This window comes from Mesorhizobium sp. M7A.F.Ca.CA.001.08.2.1 (genome assembly GCF_003998455.1).
Classification (GTDB): Bacteria; Pseudomonadota; Alphaproteobacteria; order Rhizobiales; family Rhizobiaceae; genus Mesorhizobium; species Mesorhizobium ciceri.
Genome location: NZ_RZPW01000222.1, coordinates 1 through 8,445 on the forward strand (window position 1 = coordinate 1; position 8,445 = coordinate 8,445).

At 61.8% G+C, this 8,445-nt stretch carries 9 protein-coding genes; 7 read left to right on the top strand and 2 right to left on the bottom strand.

Translation table 11 applies throughout. The features are described from left to right. Positions 1 to 730: 730 nt before the first annotated feature. Positions 731 to 940, top strand: a complete 210-nt coding sequence (locus tag EN914_RS39205; RefSeq protein ID WP_245265408.1) for a hypothetical protein — start codon at positions 731 to 733, stop codon at positions 938 to 940. 241 nt (positions 941 to 1,181) lie between these two features. Here EN914_RS39205 and EN914_RS38310 read toward each other — a convergent pair whose 3' ends face one another. Beyond that, entirely contained in the window at positions 1,182 to 1,694 is a 513-nt protein-coding gene (locus EN914_RS38310) for a hypothetical protein (RefSeq protein ID WP_155924996.1), read from the bottom strand. A gap of 678 nt (positions 1,695 to 2,372) precedes the next feature. Between EN914_RS38310 and EN914_RS15210 the strand changes: the two genes are divergently transcribed. The 4 genes from EN914_RS15210 to EN914_RS15225 all read left to right on the top strand — a co-directional run bounded on the left by EN914_RS15210 (position 2,373) and on the right by EN914_RS15225 (position 5,359). Continuing rightward, positions 2,373 to 2,678: a hypothetical protein gene (locus EN914_RS15210; RefSeq protein WP_024505434.1), complete on the top strand. Its 306-nt coding sequence runs from the start codon at positions 2,373 to 2,375 to the stop codon at positions 2,676 to 2,678. 455 nt (positions 2,679 to 3,133) lie between these two features. Beyond that, complete coding sequence (locus EN914_RS15215) at positions 3,134 to 3,304, top strand: hypothetical protein (protein ID WP_013525040.1); 171 nt, start codon at positions 3,134 to 3,136, stop codon at positions 3,302 to 3,304. A gap of 1 nt (position 3,305) precedes the next feature. Further along, complete coding sequence (locus EN914_RS15220) at positions 3,306 to 3,959, top strand: DUF2243 domain-containing protein (protein WP_024505435.1); 654 nt, start codon at positions 3,306 to 3,308, stop codon at positions 3,957 to 3,959. Between the two features lie 5 nt (positions 3,960 to 3,964). Beyond that, positions 3,965 to 5,359 carry an NAD(P)/FAD-dependent oxidoreductase gene (locus tag EN914_RS15225; RefSeq protein ID WP_013525265.1) on the top strand — a complete coding sequence of 465 codons (1,395 nt, stop codon included), beginning with the start codon at positions 3,965 to 3,967 and terminating at the stop codon, positions 5,357 to 5,359. 183 nt (positions 5,360 to 5,542) lie between these two features. On the opposite strand, the gene EN914_RS15230 is transcribed toward EN914_RS15225, so the two are convergent. Next, the gene (locus EN914_RS15230) at positions 5,543 to 6,646 is read right to left on the bottom strand and encodes a mandelate racemase/muconate lactonizing enzyme family protein (protein WP_013525264.1); all 1,104 of its coding nucleotides are present in this window, start codon (positions 6,644 to 6,646) and stop codon (positions 5,543 to 5,545) included. Here EN914_RS15230 and EN914_RS15235 point away from each other — a divergent pair. Together EN914_RS15235 and EN914_RS15240 are read left to right on the top strand one after the other, a co-directional pair. Next, entirely contained in the window at positions 6,645 to 7,601 is a 957-nt protein-coding gene (locus tag EN914_RS15235) for an FCD domain-containing protein (protein WP_245265409.1), read from the top strand. The genes EN914_RS15230 and EN914_RS15235 overlap by 2 nt on opposite strands. After that, positions 7,598 to 8,445 (top strand): GMC family oxidoreductase (locus EN914_RS15240; protein ID WP_164778745.1); only part of this gene is annotated, 848 nt, incomplete at its 3' end. The genes EN914_RS15235 and EN914_RS15240, both read left to right, overlap by 4 nt.

The window sequence follows — 8,445 nt, forward strand, 5'->3', positions numbered from 1 at the left end:
GGTGATAAGACTGCCAGCACCAACACGGGTTCGGGCGCAAACTCGGCTGCTCAAATGGCCTCGATGCAGCAACTCTGCACCCAAGTCCAAGGGATGTGACTGAATGCGGGCTCCGGGCCGGCTTGGCCGGAATAGAAGAGGCCTTGAAGGCCCGGACATCGCTCGTTTGGCAGCCGTTTCGCGCTACAGTCGGCCGGTGGCGGGCTCAGGATTTCAGCCGCAGCAGTTCCAAACGATCGAGAGCATGGCGTCGCGGTCGCAACGTCCCTCGCCCTGCTCCAGTCGGATCAGCATGCGCGTCCGGGTTAATGTCGTCGAGTTGAGGTGCGCGACCCTCGCAGACGCGCCGAGCACCGCCGTTGGTGGCCCTCGCGAGAAGGCAATGACGAGGCTCGTTGACCTTGGCCCACCTAAGCTGCGCCATAGCCGTTTTCACGCCTGCCCGACCTGCGCCCAACAGACCGACAAGAGCGACTTCCCCAGGTGATGTGGCATGAACAGCCGGATGACGAGCCTGGTTCAGCATCGCGCTGGGTGTCGTCGATCTGGTCGGCGCCGAGCGGATTGCCGGTGCCTCGGCATGAGCGGCAAGGAAGATCTGCTCCGTGCTTTTGGGGCGCGGGAAATAAGCAGCGGCATACTCTCACTTTCAGTGGACAAGCAGGCCGGGCTGTGGAGCCGGGTCGCTGGCGAGGGCTGGACATCGCGACATTGTTGACAGCCTATCGGCATGACAGTCCCAAGCGACAATGTGGGCCTCGCGCGTGCCATGGTCGCCGGCATCACATTGCTCGGCATCATCGGTGCGAAGGGCGTGTCCGCGCGCCACGCTCGCAGCGGGAACAGGCCGCGCGACTATGGCGATCGCAGCGGCTTTCCCAGAGGCACTTCCGCAGCCCGCGACTTCGCCCGCTCGCAGCTAGGGGCCGGCGCAGCCTGACAGAGTTGCCGAGATCGCTGGCGAGGTGTGATCGGCGATAGGCCGCGTCGCCAGGCGACCACGCCATGGGTGGTTGGTCTCGACAATCAAGCTTTGGCATCGAAGATAGCCTGGCCGTCTTGGGATCACCGCCGCGCACCGCGCACGGGTTTGTGTGGTGCGTTGAAGGCAGCACGAAAAAGCAGCGATACGGCCTCGGATGGAACCTTCCATGTCTCTGCCTGGCACGTGCCGGCAATCCTTATGCCGAGCCGCGTTCCGGCAGCTCGGTCTCTTCCGCCACCTTTTTTTGCACGTCTCGGCGCGAGCGTTCCGCCTCGTCGGAACTATATTCGTCATCTGTCCGCTCGAGTTCGCGATCGATTGTCTCGCGAGATCCCTCCACCGGATCCTGTTGCGGAGATGTTTTCGGGCCGGTTTCGATCTTGCCTTCGCCGGGTACGGTGCGGTCGGAAGACTTCGACATCTTCGGTTTCCCTTCGTCTGTTGTCCTGCCTTCACATTTGGAATGATTTCGGTTTCCTGCCCCAACAGGATCGTCGATGATCTGTTCCGAGGCAGGTATCCGCCGGATTCCTTTGCTGCCACGCTCCGGTTGCGACGCCCTCCCGAGTCCGGGGGTGAGGTTGGGGACAAAAGGGCAGACCTGGATACGTGTCTTCGCAAGCTGTAGAAAATCTCTGAGCTCCGGGAGACCGATCTGGCGGTCCTGAAAGGCATCCCGATCCAGGAGAAGGAATTCCAGGCCAATCATGACCTTGTCCGTGAGGCGACCGGCCCTCGCATTCGTTTGTCCTTATCGACGGCCTGGTCGGCTCCACCAAGCACACCGGCGAGGGTAAGCGGCAGATCACATCATTCTTCGTGACCGGCGACATTCCGAATCTGCACGGACTACATCTTCGGTGATGGACTGCACCTTCTCGACCCTGTTCATCGAGGTCAGGAATGCGGCTAAAAACTGCTAAGGCTCTGCATACGACTGCAGGTGGAAACGATGCGATAGCATCAGATCACCCGCTCGCGTTCGCCATTCACTCACGCGTGACCACCTACTTACAGTGAACGTTCACTCACATTTGCAGAGACAGATCCAAGGTCTGGACGGGGTCCGAAGCGAAATGCCAAGCGCATCCCCTGCATAAACCCGCGACGCCGACGCGGAGCAATGCACCTGGAACAAATTCCCGCAAGCACAGTTCGGGGCGTGCAGCGGTCGACCCGCGCTGCAAGATCGGTCACCCGATCGCCCGCGCCGGCCCCTCCCACGGCGCGGGCTCTTTTACTGTCAAACCATTGAAGTCACGACATTCGCGCGTTGCGGATATCGTTTGTCGAGCACATCAGGCAACCGCGCCTCGGCAGGTCAGCAGAACCGATGTCATGGGAACAACACAGCACTGTGACGGTTCGGTGGCATGCAAGGTAGAGAATGATGGGCAAAAAACCCAAACAGCACACAGAATCCACGGCGGATCGTGAAAAGGCGATTGAAGCGACCTACTTTGCGCACAACTGCGGCCTCAGCAAGGACGAGGCAGTCAAAATGCTAAGGGAAGACCCAATCAGGATCGATGATGAATCCCAAGAGAGCTCCGGCCGCCGAACTGAAGCGATCCTCGATTGCTCGTCGCAGCCGGCCGCGGCCCATGATCTTCTTCACCTCCGATTGCATTTCAACGACACGCGCATTCTGCGTCTTGAAGCGGCACCCCTTTTCTTCGTTGGCCGAGCATGATCGAGCGCTGGTGCCCGTTGGGACGAGGCTGTTTGCCCACGCGACGAGTCTGTCACCTCGACGACTTCGCGAGGGGGGCGGCGGAGGCCGTGTCTTCCTTGCTGTCGTCGCGCCACCGCATCAGCTTTGACGCGGCGAGGCTCCCGGACCCCCTGCCGGACGTCGCATCGCAAGATCGAAGGCATCGCCGGAGCTCAGCACGTGAACCCTCAGATCATGTTGTCGAAAACAGCCAGCGGGTGATGCCCCGCGGCTTGTGGTCGTCGCGGCTGCTCGGAGCCGCCGCCGAATATTCACTCATGAATGTTCTCCGCTTCAGCCATCCCCCAACAGGGCATCCGAACCATGATGTAAGTTGATTGTTCCTCCCCAGAACGCCCGACGCGAGGGAACATACGGCAGAAGCCAAGGTTCGGGTCGGGCGCGGCGTGCCCGCGGTTGAAGGGTCGACATCCATGCTGGCAATCATTGCTGGGACTTTGGTTCTGACGACAGTGGTCGGCGGGCTGATTACCGCCTTCTGGATCGAGGCCCGTCATGATCTCCACGACCCGACGCCGGACAGGGCGATGCACCTGGAGCTGCTAACCAGACTTGGCTCTCCGGTTTCGGCGGAGTCGTCCTGATATGGACACCATCACCGCGAAACTCGATCCGAGAACGAGAGTCGGCTGGCTTCTGCTCGGCTTCGCGCTGGGCGGTTTCTTCGACGGCATCGTCCTGCACCAGATTCTGCAATGGCATCATCTTCTCTCGGGCCTCGCCGACCCGGCGGGTTCCGACCTGCGCTTCCAGATCATGGCCGACGGCCTCTTCCACTTGTTCATGTACGTGTTCGCCGTTGCCGGCACGGTGCTGCTGGTGGCGGCGAGGGCAGCAGGCAGGCGGGCCGTAACGACGACCGAGATCCTTCGGCTGGCCTTCATCGGGTTCGGCGTCTGGCATCTGGTGGACGCCATTGTGTTCCATTGGCTGCTCGGCCTGCATCGGATCAAGATGAACAGCGACATGCCGCTCGCCTGGGATATTTGGTGGCTGGTCATCTTCGGAATCGTGCCGCTGCTGTTGGTGCTGGTGCTGCCCAACCGCGGTGGACCGGCAGGTGCCTCGGCGGCTCTGACCAGCATCGTCCTGCTTGCAGGACTGGCTGCGGGTGCTGGCCCGCTCTTCAACGGTGCCGCCACTTCCGTCATCGTCTTTCGAGCTGGGATGTCAGTCGTCCCATCCAGCAACGAGGCATTCCTTCAAGCTTATGACCTGCGGAACCGGACTGGGGAGTAGCAATCATGCAACGCGCCATCCAACGGAACATCGAGGGTAGCCACAGCAGAAGTATGATACCCCGCATCGTGGTGGTCGGCGGAGGGTTTGCCGGTCTGGAGGTAGCCAAGGCGCTCGGCGGGGCGGAGATCGGGGTCACGATCATCGACCGCCACAATCACCACCTGTTCCAGCCCCTGCTATATCAGGTTGCAACAGCCGCCTTGTCGGCGCCTGACATCGCCGAGCCAATCCGCAAGATACTGGGCCGCTATCCCTCTGTTCAGGTCCTCTTCGGCAATGTCGCCAAGATCGACACCGAGGCCAGGATACTGGTTCTGGCCGATGGGACCACGGTTCCCTATGACCTGCTGGTCTTGGCAACGGGCTCGCAGCCATTCTACTTCAGCCAGGAGAGCTGGGCTCGGGTTTGTCCGGGCTTGAAGAGCATCGAGGACGCCCGCACGATACGGTCACGGCTGCTGCTGTCGTTTGAGCATGCGGAACGGACAACCGATCCAGTCGAGCAATCACGGCTGATGACGATCGCCATCATCGGCGGCGGCCCGACCGGCGTGGAACTGGCGGGCTCCATCGCAGAACTCAGCCGGCACACGCTGGCACGCGACTTCCGCAACATCCGGCCAGAGAAGACAAAGATCATACTTGTCGAAGCCGGCAACCGTCTGCTCGCCGGCTTCGCTCCGGAGCTTTCCGAATATGCACGTCTGCGCCTCGAAAGCCTGGGCGTCGACGTCGCGCTCGACAGTCGCGTCGAGGCCATCGAAGCACAGAAGATCACCGTCGGCGGCAAGGTCATCCCGGTAGCCTTGACGCTCTGGGCCGCCGGAGTGGCGGCTTCGCCGCTGGCGGCCCAGCTTGGTGTCGGGCTAGACCGCGGCGGCCGGGTGAAGGTCGGATCCGACCTGCAGGTAATGGGCCGTTCCGACATCTTCGCGCTTGGCGATGTCGCGCTGTTCCTCGACGAGAACGGCCAGCCACTGCCGGGTCTTGCCCAGGTGGCCAAGCAGCAGGGCGAGCACCTCGGCAAGGCCCTGGCACGCCGGACAGATACTGGCGAGGATCTCCCGGCTTTTGTCTTCAGAAATCGAGGCAACACGGCGATCGTCGGCCGCCATGCTGCCGTGTTCGAGTCCGGCAGGCTGAAATTGAAAGGCTGGTTCGCCTGGTCCGCTTGGGCGATCATCCATGTTTACCTGCTCGTCGGTTTTCAACACCGAGTCCAGGTCTCGATCCAATGGCTGTGGCGCTATCTCACCTATGAACGCGGCGCCCGGCTGATCGCCGAGGAACGGGCCGAACCGGGTCCACCACCGTCGCCTGCAGCAGAACAGCCAGCCCCGAGAGAGGCCTTGCCACCGGACGCAGACGCCCTCCCCGGCATTGCCCGGGCGCGCTGAGATTGAGCGAGTCCATTCAGGGCTCACCAGACTGCGCTCAGGGGCTGGAAATCAGCCATCAGCGACGCCGGTGTAACAGGTCGGTGATTACCGCCTGGAGACCCAGCACTGCTCCGTTCGCAATTCCGATTCCACTCCCGCAGGACCATCATCTCGTTCATCAAGTTCAGAACTGGCGCTCATTCAGGGGGCGCTAGTCGTGAACGCCGCCAGTTTCTGCCAATCGAAGACAACGCCCACGCCAGGTCCGTCGGGTGCAAGCGCCAAACCATTCTGAAGTCTAAGCGGCTCAGCGGTGTATTGGTCAATATCGAAACTATGCGCCTCTACCCAGCCGGCATTTGTCTGGCCTGCAACGAGGCTGACATGAAGTTCCTGCATTCCGTGACTGCAGACCGGAATGCCAGCCCTGCGTGAGAGCGCTGCCACGCGCAGCCAGCCTGTGACACCGCCGCAGTTGGAGGCGTCAGGTTGGATGTAGCCGAGCTTCGACCATGCAAAGGCATGCTCGAACTCCTCGATGACATGCAGGTTTTCTCCCATGGCCAGGGGCATCCCAGTTGCCTTGGCAATGCTGGCGTAACCTTCATAATCGTCGGGTATGATGGGCTCCTCGAACCACAGCAGATCGTAGGGCGCGAATGCTCTCGCTGCCTCGATCGCTCGCGGGACGGTCAGCGCATAGTTGGCGTCAACCATAAAGATGGTATCGGGCCCAATGCGCTCGCGGACTGCCTTCACCCGGGCCACATCCTCCGCAAGGTCGTCCTTGCCGACTTTGATCTTCACCGCCGTGAAGCCGGCCTTTATATAAGAATCGATGCTGGCCAGGAGCTGATCGAGGGTTAAGTTTAGGTCGATGCCGCCCCGATAGGCCTTGGCGGTCTTCCCTGCCGCACCAGCCATCTGCCACAGCGGCAGGCCACTGCGCCGACCCTTGATATCCCACAACGCAATGTCGACCGCCGATATCGCGAAGGATGCGACGCCACCTCGTCCGACATAGTGGATGTGCCAGAGCATGCCGTCATAGAGCGTCTCGATCCCGGTCGCGTCGCGTCCCCGCAGGAAGGGCGCCAGGTCGTGCTCGATCATTGCCTTGATAGCATAGCCGCCCTTGCCGCCGGTGTAGGTGTATCCGGTGCCCTCGCTGCCATCGGCAAGCCTCAACGTGACGGTCACCAGCTCGAAATGTGTGTGCGCGCCGTGCTTGGCATCGGTCATCACCTCACGCAGCGGGACCCGGAATAGCCGGGTCTCGACCTCCTTGATCTCGGTGCCGTTCATGCTGCTTCCATCGAGCTTTTCGTCGGACCATAATTGCACCAAGCTTGCCAACTGGCAACCACTCTGCTCATTTCATCCACATAAGCTGCGGCTTTCCAGAGAACTGGTGGACCATGGCCTCCGATTTGGTCCGACAAAACAGTCAACGCGCTTGTGCTTTGGTCCGATTTACTTTTTAATGGGTCACCGCTGGGAGGATGAAAGCTTGCTGGAATTGGGAGACCGTCCTGAGATGCCCGCGGCAATTCTCGCCGCCCGGGCGGCCGACGCGATGGTGGCTGGAATCGAGGCCGACATCACGTCCGGACGGATTGGCGACGGCAGCTACCTGCCGGCCGAGCGCGAACTTATGATCGCGTATGGCGTGGGCCGGGGCGTTGTGCGTGAGGCGATTGCGCGCCTGGCCAGCCGCGGCTTGGTGGAAGCCCGTCCACGCTTCAGGCCAGTTGCGCGCAGGCCGGGCCTGGATGCCGCGCTCGGCGCGCTTGAGGGCATTGTCGGCCATCTGCTGAGCGACCAGGCAGGCGTGAAGAACCTCTATGACGTGCGCGTCTTCCTCGAGGCGTCCCTGGCACGCAACGCGGCCATCCATGCCCGCAAGGAAGACATCGCAGCACTCGGGGCCGCCCTGGCCATGAACGAGGCGGCTATTCCGGACTCGCAGAATTTCTACGCAACCGACGTGGCTTTTCATGCCGCGCTTTACGATATCGCCCGAAACCCGGTGCTGCCTGTGGTGCACAAGGCATTCACCGCGTGGCTTTCGCCGCAGTGGATGCGCATGCCCCGATCGCCCGAACGGAACCGCGTGAATTTCCTCAGCCACCGGGAAATCTGCATGGCCATCATCGAGCGCGATCCCGATGGCGCCGAGCGGGCGCTGCTCAACCACCTTTCGGCGGCCTGGGAGTATGTGCGCGGTACATTCGAAAGCCGTGAGGCGCCTGAGGCATGACGCAGTCCTTTGACCATATCGTGGTGGGCGGCGGGGCAGCCGGATGCGTCGCGGCGGCAAGGCTGGTCAAAGCAGGGAGGCGAACCCTGTTGCTGGAGGCCGGCCATTCCCACCATCACCCCCTGCTCGACATGCCTCCCGGCATCTTCAAGATGATCAACGGCTCGAAATTCATGCGCTATCACCGCACAGAGCCGCAAGCCCACCTAGACGGCCGCGTCCATGAAATCTCGCAAGGCAACGTGCTGGGTGGCGGCACCTCGGTCAACGCCCAGGTCTATATGAGAGGCCGCTCGGCTGATTACGACGAGCGGGACGAGATGCTGCGCGGCAACAATGCCGGCGTACGCTGGAACTGGCAGGCGGTGCTGCCGCACTTCACCGGGATGGAGGGAAACAATCGGCTCGGCGGCGAACTGCATGGCAGCGAAGGTCCGCTGCTGGTCTCGGATCCCGGCCACATCGATGATGTTTCGCGATGGTTCGTCCAGGCGGTCCAAGGACTGGGACTCCCGTACAACCATGATTTCAACGGCCCGTCGCAGCGCGGCGTCGGCTTCTACCAGTTCATGAACCGGCGCGGAAAGCGAAGCAGCGCCGCCTACGCTTTCATCGAGCCTCTGACGAATGATCCTAAGCTGACGCTGAAACTCAATTGCACTGTCAGTCGGCTGCTGATCGAAAACGGGCGGGTCACGGGCGTCGTTTACTCCGACGCATCGGGCGCCGAGCGTACCAGTTATGCGGATGCCGACGTGATTGTCTCGTCCGGCGCCCTCATCTCGCCGAAACTGCTCATGCTGTCGGGCATCGGCCCTGCCGACGCGCTTGCCAGGTATGGCAT